The organism is Polaromonas sp. P4_H1 (assembly GCF_056400945.1).
Genome location: NZ_JBFUKG010000003.1, coordinates 155,420 through 172,380, shown reverse-complemented (window position 1 = coordinate 172,380; position 16,961 = coordinate 155,420). Strand labels below are relative to the sequence as shown.

The 16,961-nt window shown below is 62.8% G+C and carries 19 protein-coding genes and 1 pseudogene; 10 read left to right on the top strand and 10 right to left on the bottom strand.

From position 1 onward, the window contains the following. Positions 1 to 3: 3 nt before the first annotated feature. Both AC1DS5_RS06250 and fabG read right to left on the bottom strand, forming a co-directional pair. The gene (locus AC1DS5_RS06250; protein ID WP_477717389.1) at positions 4 to 957 is read right to left on the bottom strand and encodes a bifunctional helix-turn-helix transcriptional regulator/GNAT family N-acetyltransferase; all 954 of its coding nucleotides are present in this window, start codon (positions 955 to 957) and stop codon (positions 4 to 6) included. A 75-nt stretch (positions 958 to 1,032) separates the two neighbouring features. Next, positions 1,033 to 1,776, bottom strand: coding sequence for a 3-oxoacyl-ACP reductase FabG (gene fabG, locus AC1DS5_RS06245; protein ID WP_477717388.1), 744 nt, complete (start codon positions 1,774 to 1,776; stop codon positions 1,033 to 1,035). Positions 1,777 to 2,036: 260 nt separating this feature from the next. Here fabG and AC1DS5_RS06240 point away from each other — a divergent pair. Together AC1DS5_RS06240 and AC1DS5_RS06235 are read left to right on the top strand one after the other, a co-directional pair. Further along, positions 2,037 to 2,413, top strand: a pseudogene (locus AC1DS5_RS06240) (acyl-CoA dehydrogenase family protein); the annotation flags it as partial. Between the two features lie 225 nt (positions 2,414 to 2,638). Further along, complete coding sequence (locus AC1DS5_RS06235) at positions 2,639 to 2,932, top strand: hypothetical protein (protein WP_477717387.1); 294 nt, start codon at positions 2,639 to 2,641, stop codon at positions 2,930 to 2,932. 52 nt (positions 2,933 to 2,984) lie between these two features. Here AC1DS5_RS06235 and AC1DS5_RS06230 read toward each other — a convergent pair whose 3' ends face one another. Continuing rightward, positions 2,985 to 3,155: a hypothetical protein gene (locus tag AC1DS5_RS06230; RefSeq protein ID WP_477717386.1), complete on the bottom strand. Its 171-nt coding sequence runs from the start codon at positions 3,153 to 3,155 to the stop codon at positions 2,985 to 2,987. 379 nt (positions 3,156 to 3,534) lie between these two features. Here AC1DS5_RS06230 and AC1DS5_RS06225 point away from each other — a divergent pair, with 379 nt between their 5' ends. After that, positions 3,535 to 4,203 carry a DsbA family oxidoreductase gene (locus AC1DS5_RS06225; protein ID WP_477717385.1) on the top strand — a complete coding sequence of 223 codons (669 nt, stop codon included), beginning with the start codon at positions 3,535 to 3,537 and terminating at the stop codon, positions 4,201 to 4,203. A gap of 10 nt (positions 4,204 to 4,213) precedes the next feature. Here the strand turns inward: AC1DS5_RS06225 and AC1DS5_RS06220 are convergent, their stop codons facing one another. Continuing rightward, complete coding sequence (locus tag AC1DS5_RS06220) at positions 4,214 to 4,576, bottom strand: MoaF N-terminal domain-containing protein (protein WP_477717384.1); 363 nt, start codon at positions 4,574 to 4,576, stop codon at positions 4,214 to 4,216. A 362-nt stretch (positions 4,577 to 4,938) separates the two neighbouring features. Here AC1DS5_RS06220 and AC1DS5_RS06215 point away from each other — a divergent pair, with 362 nt between their 5' ends. Then, entirely contained in the window at positions 4,939 to 5,673 is a 735-nt protein-coding gene (locus AC1DS5_RS06215; protein ID WP_477717383.1) for a glutathione S-transferase, read from the top strand. Between the two features lie 475 nt (positions 5,674 to 6,148). Here AC1DS5_RS06215 and AC1DS5_RS06210 read toward each other — a convergent pair whose 3' ends face one another. The 6 genes from AC1DS5_RS06210 to ku form a co-directional block, all read right to left on the bottom strand. Then, positions 6,149 to 6,457, bottom strand: coding sequence for a hypothetical protein (locus AC1DS5_RS06210; RefSeq protein WP_477717382.1), 309 nt, complete (start codon positions 6,455 to 6,457; stop codon positions 6,149 to 6,151). Further along, positions 6,454 to 6,621, bottom strand: a complete 168-nt coding sequence (locus AC1DS5_RS06205; protein ID WP_477717381.1) for a hypothetical protein — start codon at positions 6,619 to 6,621, stop codon at positions 6,454 to 6,456. The genes AC1DS5_RS06210 and AC1DS5_RS06205 overlap by 4 nt, the downstream gene beginning before the upstream one ends. A 151-nt stretch (positions 6,622 to 6,772) precedes the next feature. Then, positions 6,773 to 6,994, bottom strand: coding sequence for a hypothetical protein (locus tag AC1DS5_RS06200; RefSeq protein WP_477717380.1), 222 nt, complete (start codon positions 6,992 to 6,994; stop codon positions 6,773 to 6,775). A gap of 60 nt (positions 6,995 to 7,054) precedes the next feature. Next, the gene (locus AC1DS5_RS06195; RefSeq protein ID WP_477717379.1) at positions 7,055 to 7,276 is read right to left on the bottom strand and encodes a hypothetical protein; all 222 of its coding nucleotides are present in this window, start codon (positions 7,274 to 7,276) and stop codon (positions 7,055 to 7,057) included. 154 nt (positions 7,277 to 7,430) lie between these two features. After that, entirely contained in the window at positions 7,431 to 10,079 is a 2,649-nt protein-coding gene (ligD, locus tag AC1DS5_RS06190) for a DNA ligase D (RefSeq protein WP_477717378.1), read from the bottom strand. A 27-nt stretch (positions 10,080 to 10,106) separates the two neighbouring features. Beyond that, complete coding sequence (gene ku / locus AC1DS5_RS06185; RefSeq protein ID WP_477717377.1) at positions 10,107 to 11,063, bottom strand: non-homologous end joining protein Ku; 957 nt, start codon at positions 11,061 to 11,063, stop codon at positions 10,107 to 10,109. A 433-nt stretch (positions 11,064 to 11,496) separates the two neighbouring features. On the opposite strand from ku, the gene AC1DS5_RS06180 reads away from it, so the two are divergent. The 6 genes from AC1DS5_RS06180 (at position 11,497) to hmgA (ending at position 16,900) form a co-directional block, all read left to right on the top strand. After that, a complete protein-coding gene (locus AC1DS5_RS06180; RefSeq protein WP_477717376.1) occupies positions 11,497 to 11,964 on the top strand; it encodes a CHRD domain-containing protein in 468 nt (155 codons plus the stop codon). A gap of 249 nt (positions 11,965 to 12,213) precedes the next feature. Next, positions 12,214 to 13,797: an FAD-dependent oxidoreductase gene (locus tag AC1DS5_RS06175; protein ID WP_477717525.1), complete on the top strand. Its 1,584-nt coding sequence runs from the start codon at positions 12,214 to 12,216 to the stop codon at positions 13,795 to 13,797. 17 nt (positions 13,798 to 13,814) lie between these two features. Continuing rightward, entirely contained in the window at positions 13,815 to 14,054 is a 240-nt protein-coding gene (locus AC1DS5_RS06170) for a hypothetical protein (RefSeq protein WP_477717375.1), read from the top strand. A 52-nt stretch (positions 14,055 to 14,106) separates the two neighbouring features. Continuing rightward, complete coding sequence (locus AC1DS5_RS06165) at positions 14,107 to 15,081, top strand: Bug family tripartite tricarboxylate transporter substrate binding protein (RefSeq protein ID WP_477717374.1); 975 nt, start codon at positions 14,107 to 14,109, stop codon at positions 15,079 to 15,081. A 22-nt stretch (positions 15,082 to 15,103) separates the two neighbouring features. Continuing rightward, positions 15,104 to 15,562: a MarR family winged helix-turn-helix transcriptional regulator gene (locus AC1DS5_RS06160; protein WP_477717373.1), complete on the top strand. Its 459-nt coding sequence runs from the start codon at positions 15,104 to 15,106 to the stop codon at positions 15,560 to 15,562. 33 nt (positions 15,563 to 15,595) lie between these two features. After that, positions 15,596 to 16,900: a homogentisate 1,2-dioxygenase gene (gene hmgA, locus AC1DS5_RS06155; protein WP_477717372.1), complete on the top strand. Its 1,305-nt coding sequence runs from the start codon at positions 15,596 to 15,598 to the stop codon at positions 16,898 to 16,900. The last annotated feature ends 61 nt before the right edge of the window (positions 16,901 to 16,961 follow it).

The following is a 16,961-nucleotide window of genomic DNA, read 5'->3' as shown; positions in this document are numbered from 1 at the left end:
TTCTTACAGCCGCAACTCCCAGGTTTCACCCACGAGGTCATGCCCGAAGCCGTGGTAGGGCTCGCTTTTAACCAGCCGGAAGCCCCGTTTGGCGTAGATAGCGCGCGCCGCGTCCAGGCAGCTATTGGTCCAGAGCCGCATTTTCTGGTAGCCCTTGCGGCGGGCAAACGCGATGCATTCATCCGTGAGGCGTCCGCCCAGGCCCAGACCGCGCGCCTCCGGGGTGAGGATCAACATGCGTAACTGGGCCACGGTGGCTGATTTGCGCACCACAAACACCGCGCCGGCCCGCTCGCCGTCGAGTTCTGCGATCCAGCATTTCTCGGAATCCGGCAGGAAGTTTTTAAGGTATTTGCCGGTGATGTCGGCCACCAGCGCTTCGAACTCGCAGTTCCAGTCGTATTCACGTGCGTAAATTTCGCCGTGCTGCTGTACCACCCAGCCCATGTCGCCGGGCTGTGGATCGCGCAGCACAATGGTGCGGGTGGGGGCGAGTTCGGCGGCTGGCGCCAGCAGGTGCTCAATGGCGGCCATGGCGTTGACCAGTTTTTGCTGCGCATCGGGCGCCAGCGTTGCCAGCAAAGCCGCTGCCTCTTCGCTGGATTTTTTTTGCAAGGGCGCAAACGCCTTGTGACCGGCTGCCGTGAGCGCCAGCAGGCTTTGCCGGGCATCTGCCACGGACGGCACGCGCGTCAGCCAGCCTTTGCTTTCAAAACGGCGCAGGATGCGGCTCAGGTAACCGGGGTCGAGCGCCAGGTCGCGCCCCAGTTCGGAGGCCGTGGGTTGGTCGCGGTGTGCCAGTTCGTAGAGCACCCGTACCTCGGTGAGCGAAAGTTCGCTGCCCAGATAGGGGTCGAGCACGCCGATGCGTTGGGTGTAAAAACGGTTAAAGCCGCGGACGGCTTCGACGTGGCCCGCGGCAGATGGGAGTGGTGTGGAGGGCTTTGACAATGCCATGCGGCCATCGTCAATCAATTAGTTGACTTTGTCAAATAATTGAACTTTGAAATCTTTTTTTTTGCGACCGGCAACTCAAACCGACATGCCGCCCGACACCTCGATGACCGCGCCATTGATGTAGCTGGCCTCGTCGCTTGCCAGAAAGGCGTAGACGTTGGCGATTTCCTCGGGCTGCCCCAGCCGCTTGAGCGGTACATGCGCTTCCATCTCTTTCAGGACCTTCTCGGGAATGGTGTTCAGGATGGGCGTGGCAATGAAGCCAGGCGCCACGGCATTCACGCGCACGCCCTTGGGACCGAGCTCGCGGCTCCAGGTTTTGGTGAAACCGATCACGCCGAACTTGCTGGCCGCATAGTTGGTCTGGCCGAAGTTGCCGTAAATGCCCACCACCGAACTGGCGTTGAGGATCACGCCCCGGCCCTGCGCCACCATGGTGTCCGCCACAGCCTGGGCGCAATGAAACACGCCGCGCAGGTTGACGTCAATCACGCGGTCGAACTGCTCCAGTGTCATTTTTTGCAGCCGCGCATCCTGCGTGATACCGGCATTGTTGACCAGCACGTCAATGCGGCCGAACTGGTCCTTGACCTGCTTCACCACGGCATCGACCATGGCGCGCTGCGTGACGTCCATCACATGGCCGACGGCTTGCGCGCCCAGTGCCTGGCACGCCCTGACAGCCTCGTCAACACCGGGTTGCCGGACGTCGCAGACGATGACGATGGCGCCTTCGCGGGCGAATTTGATGGCGGTGGCCAGGCCTATGCCTTGCGCCGCGCCGGTGATGATGCTTACCTTGTTCTGGAGTCGTTGCATGAGAGGGTGAGGTTGGTTGAAGGAAATCGGTTCAAGGTTCAATAGACATAGACGATCGACGGCTGGTGCCTGCCCGGGGCATTCCTGACGGTACGGGTCAGCATAAAGCCTGGGCCGGATTTTGCCGCCACTTCATTACAACGCCGAATGAGGTCATCCGGGGTTGAATCCATTGCGGCGCTGCAGTTCCGCAGCGCGCGGAGGGCTGCGTGGAGGAATGCTTCGGCCATGCGATTTTCCCCACGGGGGCTTGGGGCTTCGGCCTCAAGGCGCAGGACACCGCCGAGCTCTTCTTCAACGACGTGAGGGTGCCGGCTGGCCATCTGCTGGGCGGCGAGGCGCATGAGAACAAGGGATTTATCTGCCTGATGGAGCCGCTGCCGTGGGAGCGCCTGCAAATCGCCACCACGGCCGTTTCGGCGGCGCAGGCCGCCATTGACTGGACGCAGGCCTATGTGAAGGAGCGCAAGGTGTGCGGTCAGCCCGTGGCCAACTACCAGAACACGCGCTACAAACTGGCCGAGATGCAAGCCGAAGTGCAGGTGGCGCGTGTGTTTGTCGACAAATGCAGTCATGGACGAATGCGTGCAGTTTTTTTGGTGGCTACGGTTACATGTGGGAATACCCGATCACCCGCGATCACCCGCGATCACCCGCGCCTATGCTGACGCCCGCGTGAGCTGTAACAAAGATTCGTTTGTCCGCGCCGTCTTTTGTGCACGCCGGCAGGCCGTGAGATGCCGTCCTACGCAAGGACGGGACAGTTTCAGCGGCCAATCACTAAAACTGGGTATTCCCAAAACCTTTATTTCTGTTTCAATAAAAACTGTTTCTTTCACTTCTGCTTGAGGAGGGGTTTTATATGCGATTCGATCTTTTTCATACACGCGTGGATGCCCATATTCGGAAAGCCCAGGAGTATTTGCAGGCGGCCAATCTGGCCCGCATCGAGCACCAGATAGCGGCGGACCATCATCTTGCGCTGGCATCGATGTATGCGCAGCGCGTGATCTGGCTTGAACAGGAATTGTCCGAATCGGTTTCACGGTTTAGCCCGTCTTTTCGGGGCGTCGTGTCCGTGGCAGCCGAAGGTGCCAAACGCGGCCCGGAATCCGTTGTGAGCCTGCAGCGGAGCGCCCCGGTCGGAAATGGTTGAGGGGCGCTAGCCCCTCCGCGGCGCTGCGCTGGCCTTCAGCAGGCGCCGGTGGTCAGGACGGGTCTTTGCTGCGTGTGCGGCTGACGGCGCTGAAAATGCCGATGCCGAGAAGTATCAGTGCACCGATGCCGATATACAGGTGTGGTATGCCCGCTACCACCGCGCCCCAGATCACGCCGCAGAGGAAGATCACGAAACCGATCATGTAGAGTGCAAAAGACATGGTTTTTCTCCGGGAAGTTGTCGTTTCACTATGCGTGGCGGAACACTCCCGATGTATCGGGGGGAGGCGCTGATAGGTGTCAGTGCGGGCCTACTGAAGGCCTTGGCCTGACCGCGGTCGGAGCCGGACAGGCGGCACAAGGACGTCGGGTGGATGGATAGGCGGATGGCCTCCCGGTGGCCCTTCAAGTAACCGTACGCCGCACCTGCATATTGCCCGCGCCATGACAAGGCGCGGCCGTTCCACGTAAAAATCGCGCCTGCAGACCCGTCATATCCACTGTTTGACAAGGCGGTCCACACCGGGCGATCCTTCCGTGGACTTGTCATGCAGGCGAGCTGGCGACCTTGCGTGAAAAATGAAATGAGAACGACACACCATGACCATCCCCCTCAAAATCGATTTCGTCTCTGATGTTTCCTGCCCATGGTGCGTGATCGGGCTTAAATCGCTGGACCAGGCGCTGGCGCGGGTCGGCAAAGACATCACGGCCGAGCTGCATTTCCAGCCATTTGAGCTCAACCCCCAGATGACGGCCGAGGGCCAGGAAATCACCGAGCACATCACGCAAAAGTACGGCATCACGCCCGAGCAGGCCCAAGCGAACCGCGAAAATATCCGGGTACGGGGCGCGCAGCTGGGCTTCAAATTCAGCATGGCGGACGAGCCGGGCGGTGGCCGCAGCCGCATTTACAACACCTTTGATGCACACCGCCTGCTCCACTGGGCCGAGCTGCAGGGCGAGGGCAGGCAGAAGGCGCTGAAAGAGGCACTGTTCAAGGCTTACTTCACCGATGGACAGAGTCCCGGTTCGCACGAGGTGCTGGCGCGGGTGGCGGGCGAAGTGGGCCTGGATGCCGAGCGCGCGCGGAACATCCTGGCGTCATCCGAATACGCCGATGAGGTGCGCGAGCGCGAGCAGTTCTACCTGAGCCAGGGCATCCATTCGGTGCCGGCCGTCATCATCAATGACCGCCACCTGATCTCTGGCGGGCAGCCCCCTGAAGTGTTTGAACAGGCCCTGCGCCAGATCGCGGCGGCGGGCTGACATTCCGGACTCAGGCTGCTGGACCGCCTTCGCGACGATCGAGCACTTCAAACCGGCCCGACTGCCGGAACCATTCCTTGCCATTGGACGCAAAGCCCACCGCGGTGCCGTCCCGAAGATTGAGCACCACCGTGAGCGTGTAGCCGCTGTCGGCTGACAGGTAGGACACCACATGCACGTCGTCTGACACCTTCACGGCGGCACTGGCCTTGTCGTGGTGCTCGCTGGCGTCCGGGTTGTCCGCGCTGCGCCAGGTGACGCGGCCATTGGGCTCAAAGGTATGTTCAAACGTCCGGCCTTTGGCCGGGCCGTCGCTGAAGGTCCATCTCAGGGTTTTGCCGTGGAGTGAACTGGCTAGGGTTGATTTCGCCATTGCATTGACCTCCGGAAAAAACGAAAAGGCGCCTGCACCTGGTGGCGCCCTTCTTTCATGCTGCTTCAGTGTCTCAGTGTCCGTCGGCTCGAAAAACCGGAGGTGTCAGACCGTGGCCAACTTCATGTAGGACAAGATGAAACCCGGTTTAAACCCCGGTTAAACCCCGGTTTGAACCTGGTTGGTCTGGAATTATTTTCTCTGCCCGATGAGGTGGACACCTGAGACCGCGTTCTCGCCTCTTGCCTTTATTGCTATGAAATACATAGTTCTTTATGTCCGTCCGGCATGGGCTAAAGTGGCGTTTCCCGTCATTTCACATACTGCCCACACTCTGCCAACCCACCCACCGGGGGAGTTTCATGTCATACGAACTTCATTACTGGCCCGGCATTCAGGGACGCGGCGAATTTGTGCGCCTGGCGCTGGAAGCCGCAGGCGCCGACTACGTTGATGTGGCGCGCGATCGCCAGGGCGAAAAAGCCGGGCAGGGCATGGCGGCCATGATGCATGTCATGGACAGCCCCGATGTGCTGCACCCACCGTTTGCTCCGCCTTTCCTGGTGCACGGCAAGGTCATCGTGGGGCAGACGGCGGCGATTTTGCTGTACCTCGGCCCCCGCCTCGGGCTGGTCGGCAAGAGCGAGGTTCAGCGCGTGTGGACGCACCAGCTGCAGCTGACCATTGCCGACGTCGTCGCCGAGGCCCATGACACGCACCACCCGATTGCCACCGGCCTCTACTACGAGGACCAGAAGCCGGAGGCCGTCCGGCGTGCAAAGGAGTTTCGCGAGGCGCGCGTGCCCAAATTCCTGGCCTGGTTTGAAAGCGTGCTGGCGCGCAACCGCCGGGGTAGTCGCCATCTGGTGGGTGGGCGGTTGAGCTACGCGGACCTGTCGCTTTTCCAACTGGTGGCGGGCCTGCAATACGCCTTTCCCAAGGCCAGCCGGCGCGCGCTAAAAAAGGCGCCGTGTGTTGCAGCCCTGCACGACAGCGTGGCGCAGCATCGCCGCGTGGCGGCCTACCTGGCCAGCGAGCGACGCATTGCATTCAATGAAGACTGCATCTTTCGCCGCTACCCGGAACTCGACAGCTGACGAACGCATGCCCGCCTGCATGTTTCATGCCTCATGCTTCAACCTCATGTTTCAATCTGGTTGCTACTGATTTAATAGCTGTTAGCCCAATTCTTTATGGGCTACTGAGCTGTTTTCATTCGACGGGAGAGAGGTCGATATTGCAGTGTCCAGAGGTGGGGCCGACCCCGTGCAGACCCCTATGTGACCTATGCAAGTGCGGCGCGGTCTTCTCCTACAAATCTGTCTGTGCTTGCCTGACCGCAGCGGCACCTTGTGCGCGCCATGATGGATTACGTGCTGCTGATACCAGGGTGCCCAGCGTAGTCATGACCAGGTCAAGGCCATGCGCGCCAGCCTGAAGGCAGCGCACTAAAAGAAAAATGACTTTAGAGAGGATTCAGTTCGCTGGCGCCCAAGACTTTGTTGCTGGCACTCGAGGCTCGGCACACCGGGGGCAGCATGCAAGGCTGCCCCTTTTTTTCTCCGGCCGCGGTTAGTTTTTCAGGCGACTTCCGCAATCGACCTGCGCATCGAGTTGCCGGCCTTCGCGTGAATAGTCGCTCTCGGTCACCTTGCAACCCGAGGCTTGCTCGATGGCCTGCACCAGCGCGGCGCGGGTAGAGGGTTTGCTGGCTGGAGGGGGTGTCACCAGGTTGGTGGAAATGGCGGTCCAGGTGCCGGCAGTCAACTGGCTGAGCACGTAGGACTCACCCTCGACGCTGACCCTGTGCCCGGCGGGCGAAGACATCCATGTGCAGGCGCCCACCAGGCAGAGGACAGCCAGCGCGATCAAGGCTTTCATGCGCTGGCCGGGCGAGGTGCCAACACCATGGCGATGGGCGTCGTGGAGGGGGCAACGGCAGCCTTGGGTTCCGGCACCTGGGGTGGGAGCTTGGGCGACTTGGTATTATCCGGGCAGCCCGCCAGCAGCATTGCGGCCAGGCTCAATGGCAAGAGGTATTTCATGAGGTCTCCAGCGCAATCGTCTTGCGGTACTGAAATCATAGGCCGCCATGCGGCGCCATGCCAGTGCGCAGCGTCAACTTGCGGCAAAGGCCTACACGGCCAGCCGTGCAAAAGCCGGCTGGGTTACCGGGTTATCGGGCGCAGCCGCAGCCTAGGCAACACCCATGCGCCGCAACGCTTCGCTGAGGCTTTGGGGCGGTGGCTGTTCGCTGGCCGGGGTGGCGCATTGTTGTTGTAGTGATGGTGGTGCGTGGGGTGTCGGCGCCGCGATGCCGGGGCTTTCCGTGGGCCGGCAGTTCCCCAACTCGGCCGCACGGCGGCGGCCTTCTGTCTGGAGGTAGGCGGTCAGATCCATTTCATCGCGCGGTTCCATGTGGCTCTCCTGGTTCGCACTGAAAGCCCTCGCGCGTGGGGCTTCGATGCGTAAATTGATTCACAGTCGGGTGGCCTCGCCGGCCTGTCGGCCCCGGCCCCGGGACCGATGCCAAGGGGCGTTGCCGGCCTGCGGATGATTGGCCTGCTTGTCCTGCCGGTCGCTCTCGTTGGTCTGGGTGGTTTGGTGGCTTGGGTCAGGCTGATGGGTCTGCTGGGTTTGGTGGGTTTGCTCGGTCTGGTGGTTCTGTTCGGTTTCGGTGGTTTGCTCGGTGGATTCCATGAGGTGCTCCTGCGGTAGGCAACGAAAATCGCCTGAAATAACCCATGACAATTCAATATGGCAATTTAGCGGCGATGATTCTGATTGGCTGTCGGGGCAAGGATGCTGCTGGTGTAGGAGGCCGATGACAGCTGGCGAAGTGCTTGCCCTGCCGTCAATGGGTGGGTGGCTTGAAGCCCAGTTTTTTCATCGCCGCAGCCAGGCTGTTGGCGCAGGCGTCATAGTCCTTCCAGGGCTGGTTGCCGGTGGCCAGGCGCCCACCTGTCGTCGTCGTGGTCCAGTGCGCGCCGCCGGTGAGCGAAGCCAGTTCATCCCACGCCACCGGTATCGAAACCCCCAGCCCCGGCCGCGCGCGCGCCGACCAGGCCGAGACGGTCGTGGCGCCGAAACCGTTGCGCAAGTAGTCCACAAATATCTTGCCGACCCGGTTTTTGGGGCCGCTCTTCGCCACGAAGCGTTGCGGCAAAACACCTGCCAGGTGTTTCACGATGGCGTGCGAGAAATCCTTCACCGTGTCGAAGTCGTAGTTGCGCCTCAGCGGCACCACGACGTGCAGGCCTTTGCCTCCGCTGGTTTTCAGAAAACTGGCCAGTCCCAGCTCATCCAGAAGAGAGTGCACCAGCTGCGCGGCCTCCTGCATCTCCGGCCAGCCAACCTTTTCGCCGGGGTCCAGGTCGAAGGTCATGCGGTCAGGCTTGCGAATGGCGCGGCTGGTCGCGTTCCAGGTGTGGAATTCCACGGCATTGACTTGCGCGGCTTCCAGCAGGGCCGCTACAGAAGGGATCTCGAGCAGCGGTTCATGTCCCGGGTCCAGCGCCGGGTCGAGCAGCTTGATACCGGGAATGGCTGTGGCTTCCGCGTGTTTCTGGAAAAACAGCTCACCCCCGACGCCTGCCGGCGCGCGAACCAGGGCAACCGGGCGCCCCTTGAGGTGCGGCAGCATGAGCGGGGCGACAGCGGCGTAGTGCTCCACCATGGCTTGCTTGGTGAAGCCGGTGGTTTTGTCGATCACGCGGTCGGGATGCGTGATGCGCACGGACTCAGGAGCCTTGCCAGGGGCCTTGTCAGGGGGTTTTCGGCTGGTGGGGCCTGGTGTGGCAGCGTCTTGCGGCATGTCGGAGCCTTTCCGGGGGGTGACTGGTGATGTGGGCGTCTCACGGAGGATGTTTTTGGCCGGCTTGTCGGTGCGAAGTCCCTGGAACACGGGGTGGCGGATATGGCCGCCGTGGGTCCATTCGCCAAACGCCACTTCGGCCAGCAGTTGCGGCTTCACCCATTGCCCTTTGACGCCTGCCGGCAGCGCGGCAAACGGGCTGCGCTCTCTGTGCAGCGTTGACAGCCGCTCCTTGAGGCTGCGCAGCGTCTCGACATTGAAGCCTGTGCCCACATTGCCGGCGTACTGGAGCTTGCCCTGCGCATCGTGCACGCCCAGCAGCAGGGCTCCCAGGCCAGTGCGGGAGCCTTTGGGCTCGGTGTAGCCGCCAATCACAAACTCCTGGCGCAGCTGGGTTTTGAGCTTGATCCAGTCGGGCGAGCGGCGCGAGACGTAGGGCGAGGCTGCGCGCTTGCCGATCACGCCTTCCAGGCCCAGGCGCTGGGCCGAGTTGATCAGGTCTTGCGGGGGCTGGTCAAACGCCTCGCTGAAACGGATGCTGTCCTGCGGATTGCGCGTCAGGGCCGTGCGCAGGATTTCGCGCCGCTGTGTCAGCGGCACCTGGCGCAGGTCCAACCCATCGTAAAACGGCAGGTCGAACACGTAATAGAGAATATCTGCCGTGCTGGCGCTGTCGAAGGCGTTTTGCAGCGCGCCAAAGCTGGGCAGGCTCTGCTCATTCATCACCACAATTTCGCCGTCCAGCCAGGCGGAGCGCATGCCCAGTTGTGCAACGGCTTTGGCCAGCCTGGGCAACCTGGCGGTCCAGTCGTTGCCGTTGCGCGTCATGCAGCGCACCGAGTCCCCCTCGATGCGGGTGAGCAGCCGGTAGCCATCAAACTTGATTTCGTAGATCCAGTCTTGCGGGTCGGCAGGCACGCGGTTGACCAGCGTGGCCAGTTCCGGGGCCAGCGTGCCGGGCAGCCCGGATTTCACCGCGCCTTCGGGAATGCCTTTGGGAATGTTTTTACCGGACCGTGCGTTGGCCGCCGTTGTTCTGGTGGGCTTCCTGGTCTTGCTTTCAGGCGCTGTTTTTTTGGTGCGCGCAGCGCGAAGGGCGCCCTGTGTTTCGGTGGCTGCCTTGCCAGGCAGGGGCTTGCCGGAAAGCACGCTGTCGGGCAGCGCCTGGAGTACATCAAATACCTGCTCGGGGCGTGCGTGGTCGTCCTGCTCCTTGATCAGCAGCCAGGGTTCATGGCTTTCCCCGGCATGGCCGTGCATGCGCACCAGCGTCCAGCCTCCCTTGAGCTTTTCACCGTGCAGTTCAAATTTGAGCTTGCCGTTCTTCAGGCCTGCGGCCGGGTCGCCCGTCGGCGCCCAGAGCCCGCGGTCCCACACAATGACGTGGCCGGCACCGTACTGCCCGGGTGGAATGGTGCCTTCAAAGCCGGCATAGGCCATCGGGTGATCTTCGACATGCACGGCCATGCGTTTGACGGCCGGATCCAGGCTCGGCCCTTTGGGAATCGCCCAACTCTTCAGCGAGCCCTGCAGCTCCAGCCGAAAGTCGTAGTGCAGGCTGCGCGCGGCATGCTTCTGGACCACAAACCTCAGCGCCTTGGCGGAGCGCTCGCCTCCTGTGGCGGGCTCGGGCGTCTGCTTGAAGTCGCGCCTGGCGCGGTAGGTTTTCAGCAGGTCCTCGGCGGCCATGGCGCGGGCGTGTTCATGGGCAGGTTTTCAGGCAGCCCGCTTGCCGTGCGCGCGCGAAGCGGCTTTTGCCGTACCCTTGCGGGCGGTCGTGCGGACGGTTGTGCGGGTGGCCGTCCTGGGGCGGGCTTCGGGCTTGGGGGTCTCCTTGCCATCTGCCCCATCTGCCGCGGCCGCTGCGCCGCCCTTGCGCAGGCTGCGCTGGAGCAATTCGGTGAGGTCGAGGATGGTGGCGCCCGAACGTCCGGCGGAATCCTCCGCCTTTTGAGGCTGCTCCACGGTTTCGATCTTGCCTTCCCTGGCCTTGCGTTCGACCAGGGCCATGATTTCGTCCCTGAACGAGTCCCTGAATTTTCCCGGATCCCAGGTCTCCGTCATGTCATTGACGAGCTGTTTGGCCATGGACAGTTCGCGCGCCGACAGCCCGGCCGCCTTCGCGCCCTCGGGTGGAAGGTCCAGGTCTTCCCAGGAGCGGATTTCTTCGCCCCAGCGCATCAGGTTCAGGATGAGACCGGGTCCGGAGGGCACCAGCACGGCCAGGTGTTGCTTGGTCTGGATCACCACCCGCGCGATGCCGACCCGCTGCGTGTCAAGCAGGGTGTCACGCAGCAGGGCATAGACTTTTTGCCCTTTGTTGATGGGCGCGATGTAGTAGGGCCGCTCCAGGTAGATAAAGGGAATTTCCGTATTGGCAACGAAACTTTCGATCTCGATCGTCTGGGTCGTCTTGGGATAAGCCCCGGCAATTTCCTCTGCAGACAGGACCACATACTGGTCATCCTGGTATTTGATGCCCTTGACGATGTTTTCCCGGCTGATTTCCTTGCCGGTCTTTTTGTTGATGCGTTTGTAGCCAACCGGGTCCATGCTGCGTTTGTCCAGCCAGTCAAAATCGATACCGCTGTCGGACGTGGCCGCATGCAGCGCCACGGGGATGTGGACCAGCCCAAAGCTGATGGCACCTTTCCATAGAGTGCGTGAAGCCATTGCCAGCTCCTTCCGGTTGTGCCGTACTGCGTCAGCCGCCCCTGCCGGCGGCGGTGCCGTGAATGCTTTCCCGCAAACCGCGCAGACGCAGATGGTGTTGCAGTAGATGGTGTTGCAGTGTGTCAGCCATGTGGTTTGACCATGTGTGTTTAACCATGTGTTTTGTCATGGGTGCTCATGGCGAGCCATGGTGAACGAGGACGGACATAGTTTCACTTTCCCAAAGTGGTTGGCAGTTGCCTGTCGGCTGCCATGCGCCTGTGCCGTAGGACAGCGACCCCTTTGATTTGCGGCGCCATGCCACCCCCGCGGCAACCAGGCTGGCCGCCTGGCAGGCATGTCGTCCCATGCCCGCTGGCCACACCGGGTTTGTCCTACGATGGCGCGGTTTTGCCCCGCCGACAATTACCCTTTTGATCTACAGGAATTGATCATGCCCCTGCACCTCCATCGTCAAGCAAGCCGTATTTCCCGTGCTGCCGTCATGGTGGCGGCTGTGACCGCCATCACCGGCTGCGGCTTGATGGATCGCCAGTCCAACCTGGTGGCGTTCACCACCCAGCTACGGGCTGCCAACGAGGTCCCGCCCAACGCCAGCCGGGCTACCGGCTCGGTCGATGCGGTGTTCAATAAGGACACCAACCTGTTTCGCTGGAAAGCCAGCTTCAGCGGACTGACCGGGCCCGCCACGGCCGCCCACTTTCATGGCCCTGCTGCCATTGGTGCCAACGCGGGAGTTGCCTTGCCCTGGCAGGGCCCCATCGTGAGCCCGCTGGAAGGGCGGGCCACGCTGACGCCGGCACAGGCTGCCGACCTGATGGCGGGGCGCTGGTACGCCAATGTTCACACGGTGGCCAACCCCGGAGGCGAAATACGTGGCCAGATGACGGTGCGCAACTAGTGGATAGTGGGCGGTGGGTAGCGGCCTGATGGTTTCGCTGCACTCCTGACCGTTTTCCGCCTCGGGCCGGGGACGCCTCGCAGCGGGCAAAACCCATCCTGAAAAAATGGTTGCGCGCGCAACCTGATTGATTTATAGTTGCGCTCGCAACCATAAATCAATCGGGACAAACGCATCGTGACCACTCCACTTTCCACTCACTGGCCCGACAGGGTTCCTGTGCTGATTGCCGGCGGCGGACCTGTCGGCATGAGCCTGGCGGCCCTGCTCGGACGCCACGGCATCGCCAGTCTTGTGATTGAAGCCGATGACGGCTATTGCGCCGGCAGCCGGGCGATTTGCATGTCGCGCCGCTCGCAGGAAATACTGGGCTGGGTCGGCGCCGACCAGCCGCTGGTCGAGAAGGGCTTGTCCTGGGTCGGCGGGCGCAGTTATTTTCGCGACCGGGAAGTGCTGCATTTCCAGATGCCGAGCGAGCCGACACAGCGCTTCGCGCCCATGGTCAACATCCAGCAGTTCTATGCCGAGGAGTTCGCCCACAAGGCAGCACTGGCGCAGGGCGGCCTGGTCGACGTGCGCTGGTCCAGCAAGGTGACCGCGGTCCGGCCGCAAGCGGATGGCGCGCAAGTAGATGTCCAGGCCGCCGATGGGATGCACACGGTGCAGGCTGACTGGGTTGTGGCCTGTGACGGGGGCCGCAGCACGGTGCGCGAGCAGCTCGGGCTGCAACTGGAAGGCACCCAGTACGAAGGCCGCTACGTCATCGTGGACGTGGTGCAGAAAACCCGCCGCGCGGTGGAGCGTCTCGCCTGGTTTGACCCGCCGTCCAACCCCGGCTCGACCATTCTGATGCACCGCCAGCCCGATGATGTCTGGCGCATCGACTACCAGATTCGTGACGACGAGGATCCGGTGGAAGCCGTGAAGCCTGAAAACGTGCTGCCGCGCGTGCAAAGCCATCTTTCGATGATTGGCGAGGACGAGCCCTGGGAGCCGCTGTGGATTTCGATCTACAACGCCAAGTGCCTCACCTTGCCCAGCTACCGCCATGGCCGTGTGCTGTTTGCCGGCGATGCGGCCCACCTGGTGCCGATTTTCGGGGTGCGCGGACTCAACTCGGGCCTAGACGATGCGGCCAACCTGGCCTGGAAGCTGGCGCTGGTGCAACAGGGGCGGGCGGCGGACTCCCTGCTGGACAGCTATTCCACCGAGCGCGTGCATGCCACCCGAGAGAACATTGCCTACGGCGCCAAAAGCACGGAATTCATGGCGCCGCCCAATTACGGTTTCAAGCTGCTGCGCGAGGCGGCGCTGCGCCTGGCCACCGAAGACGCAGCCGTCAATTCGCTGCTCAACCCACGCCAGTCCACACCCGTTGAATATGTGGGCTCACCACTGAATCTGCCTTCGCAGGAGGGCGCGCCTCAGGCCGGTCCCCGCGCCGGCATGCCCGCACCCGAGGCCAGGTTGCGCGGCACCAGCGGCCACGTCCACCTGACGTCGTGCTTCGGTGGTGGTTTTGTGGTGCTGTATTTCGCGCAACATGGCCGGCTGCCGGACGAGATCGCCGCGTTGGCCGCGCCCGGGGAGGGCGGTCCCGCCGCGGTCCGCGTGATCTGCATTGCCAGCCAGGGTGAGCCTGACGTGAACACGCTGGTCGACGAGTCCGGGCAAGCCCAGGAGCGTTACGGCGCGGCCGACGGCTCGGCGTGGCTGGTGCGGCCTGACGGGTACCTGATGGGATGCTGGACGGGCACACCAGCCGCCGCTGTTCAGGCAGCCCTGAAGCCTTTTCAGCAACACTTCACCGCCGGTCTGACCCGTCCGCTGTGATGCCGCAGGAAATAACCATGACCACCACCAGCACCACCACCATCACCGGGACCAGTACCGCCGCCGTCGCCAGCGCCGCCAACGCTGACCATCTTGATCAGACCTACACGGCACTCGCAGAGGCGACAGCCCGTGTGGGCGAGGCCAGGGCTCCGCTGTTTCTGGCCACGCTGTCCCTCGCACTGCTCAGCCGCCAGGCCAATGCCGGCGAAGCACTGGCGCTGATTGCCCAGGCCGAGCGCCTGGCCGGTACCTGATTTTTCTGCCGCGCTACCGACTGCTACCGATTCATTTCTGTCTGGAGACAACATGCAAAACCTTCCCGCTTTCATCCGCCGTTCGATGGCGCTCCTGGCCTTGGCCGCAACGGCCGCCTCGGCGCAAAACTTTCCCACCCGGCCCATCGAGTGGGTGGTGCCTTACCCCGCCGGTGGTGGTTCCGACGTGGTGGCTCGCTCGCTGACTGAAGCGATGGGCAGCGCGCTGGGGCAACCGATCGTCATCAACAACAAGCCGGGCGCCGCCACCAACATCGGCGCTGACTATGTGGCCCATGCCAAACCGGACGGCTACACGGTTCTGACCGGCGACACCGCCACGCTGGCCGCGAATCCGGCGCTCTACACCAAGCTGAGCTACAGCGCCGAAAAAGACCTGGCGCCCATCGGCCTGCTGGCCCGCTTTCCCATGATCCTGGTGGTCAACCCGGCGATTCCCGTGAAGAACCTGGCCGAATTCACGGCCTGGGCCAAGACCCAGAAGTCGGGGGTCAGCTACGCCACACCGGGCGCGGGCAGCCCGCACCACCTGGCAACGGAACTGTTTCGCGGCAAGACCGGATTGAACCTGGTGCATGTTCCGTACCGCGGTGCGGCGCCGGCGGTGCAGGATGTGACGGGTGGCCAGCTGCCCTTCATGTTTGTCGATACGGCCAGCGGCATGGCTTTCATCAATGCGGGGCGCCTGCGTCCCATCGGCATTGCCAGTCCGCGCCGCGTGAAGAACTTCGAAACCATTCCCACGCTGGATGAGCAGGGCCTCAAGGGCTTTGAGGCCTATGCCTGGCAAGGTCTGGTGGCACCGGCCGGAACGCCCGCCGACGTGATCGGTAAACTGAACAAAACGCTGGTGGACGCGCTCAATTCCACATCGGTGAAAGCACGCTTCCAGGTTCTGGGGCTGGAGCCCACGCCCAGCACGCCGGCCCAGATGGCTGCTTATGCCAAGGCCGAACGCGAAAAGTGGGCGCAGGTGATTCGCGCCAGCGGCATCAAGCTGGACTGAACATGAACAAGCCGGACTGACCATGATCAAGCTCGACAGGACCCTGACTTACCGCCTGCATTTGCTGCACAAGCTGACCGACATTGAAAGTCAGCGAGCCTATGTGGCCGGGGCAGGGCTGTCCATGAGCGACGGCCGCTGCCTCACGGCGGTGGGCACTTTTGCGCCGCTGTCGGTTAACGACTTGGCCAAAAAGGCCAACCTGAACAAGGGGCAGGCCAGCCGGGCCGCGCAGTCGCTGGTCGACCAGGGCCTGGTGCTCAAGGCTGCCAGCCCGACGGACGGACGCGGCGTGGTGCTGACGCTCACGCCCAAGGGCAAGGCGGCATGGCAGCGCGCCATGCAGGTGGTGGGGCAGCGAAACCAGGAGATTTTCAATGTGCTGAGCGCTGCCGAGCGGACCCAGCTCAGCGATTTTTTCGACCGCCTGATCGATCAGGCCCGGGCCAATGGCGACGCTGCTGATGACGCCGCTGATTGAAATTCAGATTGAGATTCACTTTGGAGAGATGCGATGAACACAGACGCCTTGTGCTACCAGTCCGGTTTTGGCAACGAATTTGTCAGTGAAGCCGTTGCGGGCGCCTTGCCCGAGGGCCGTAACAGCCCGCAGCGCGCGCCCCATGACCTGTACACCGAGCTGTTGTCGGGCACCGCCTTCACGGCGCCGCGCGCCGAGAATCGCCGCAGCTGGCTGTACCGCCGCCAGCCGTCTGTGGTCAGCGGCGCTTACCAGGCCTATGCACAGCCGCAGTGGACGACCGGTGCGGCGGGCGGCATGGCCGTTGCGCCCGACCCGCTGCGCTGGAACCCGTTTGCCATTCCGGCCGAGGCTCTGGACTTTGTGGACGGCATGCGCACCGTGGCGGCCAACGGCGATGCCGAGGCCCAAAACGGCATGGCCGCGCATGTGTATGTGGCCAACCAGTCCATGTCGCAGCGCGCGCTGGTCAATGCCGACGGTGAAATGCTGCTGGTACCGCAGCAGGGCCGGCTGGTGCTGACCACTGAACTCGGCCTGCTGGCGGTCAGGCCCGGCGAGGTGGCCGTGGTGCCGCGCGGCATGGCCTTCAGCGTGGCACTGCCGGACGGCGCTTCACGCGGCTACGTCTGCGAGAACTATGGTGCGCATTTCCGCCTGCCGGAACTGGGACCGATCGGCTCCAATGGCCTGGCCAATGCACGGGATTTCATGGCGCCCACGGCGGCTTTTGAAGACGCTGGCGCACCGGCCGGCGGTTTCGAAATCATCAAGAAATTTGGCGGCCGCTTATGGACGGCGATGCAGCCGTGCAGCCCATTCAACGTGGTCGCATGGCACGGCAACCTGGTGCCGTACAAATACGACACCGCCCATTTCATGACGATTGGCTCCATCAGTTACGACCATCCGGACCCGTCCATTTTCACGGTGCTGACTTCGCCATCGGACACCCCCGGCACGGCCAATTGTGACTTCGTGATCTTCCCGCCGCGCTGGCTGGTGGCCGAAAACACCTTCCGTCCGCCCTGGTATCACCGCAACCTCATGAGCGAATTCATGGGGCTGGTGTATGGCCAGTATGACGCCAAGCCCGAAGGCTTCAAGCCGGGCGGCGCTTCGCTGCACAACTGCATGGTTCCGCACGGCCCCGACGCCGAGGCCTTTGAGAAAGCCAGCACCGGCGAGCTGGCGCCGCACAAGCTGGACAACACGCTGGCTTTCATGTTTGAAAGCCGCTACCGCTTTATTCCCACCGCATTCGCCATGGAAGGCGGTGCGCTGGATACCGGTTACCTCAGTTGCTGGACTGGCCTCAAGGATCAATTCAAGCCCTGAGCTTTTTGCACAACTTCGCACGGCTCATCACCCCCTTCAAGGCGCCACGGCGTCAAGGATT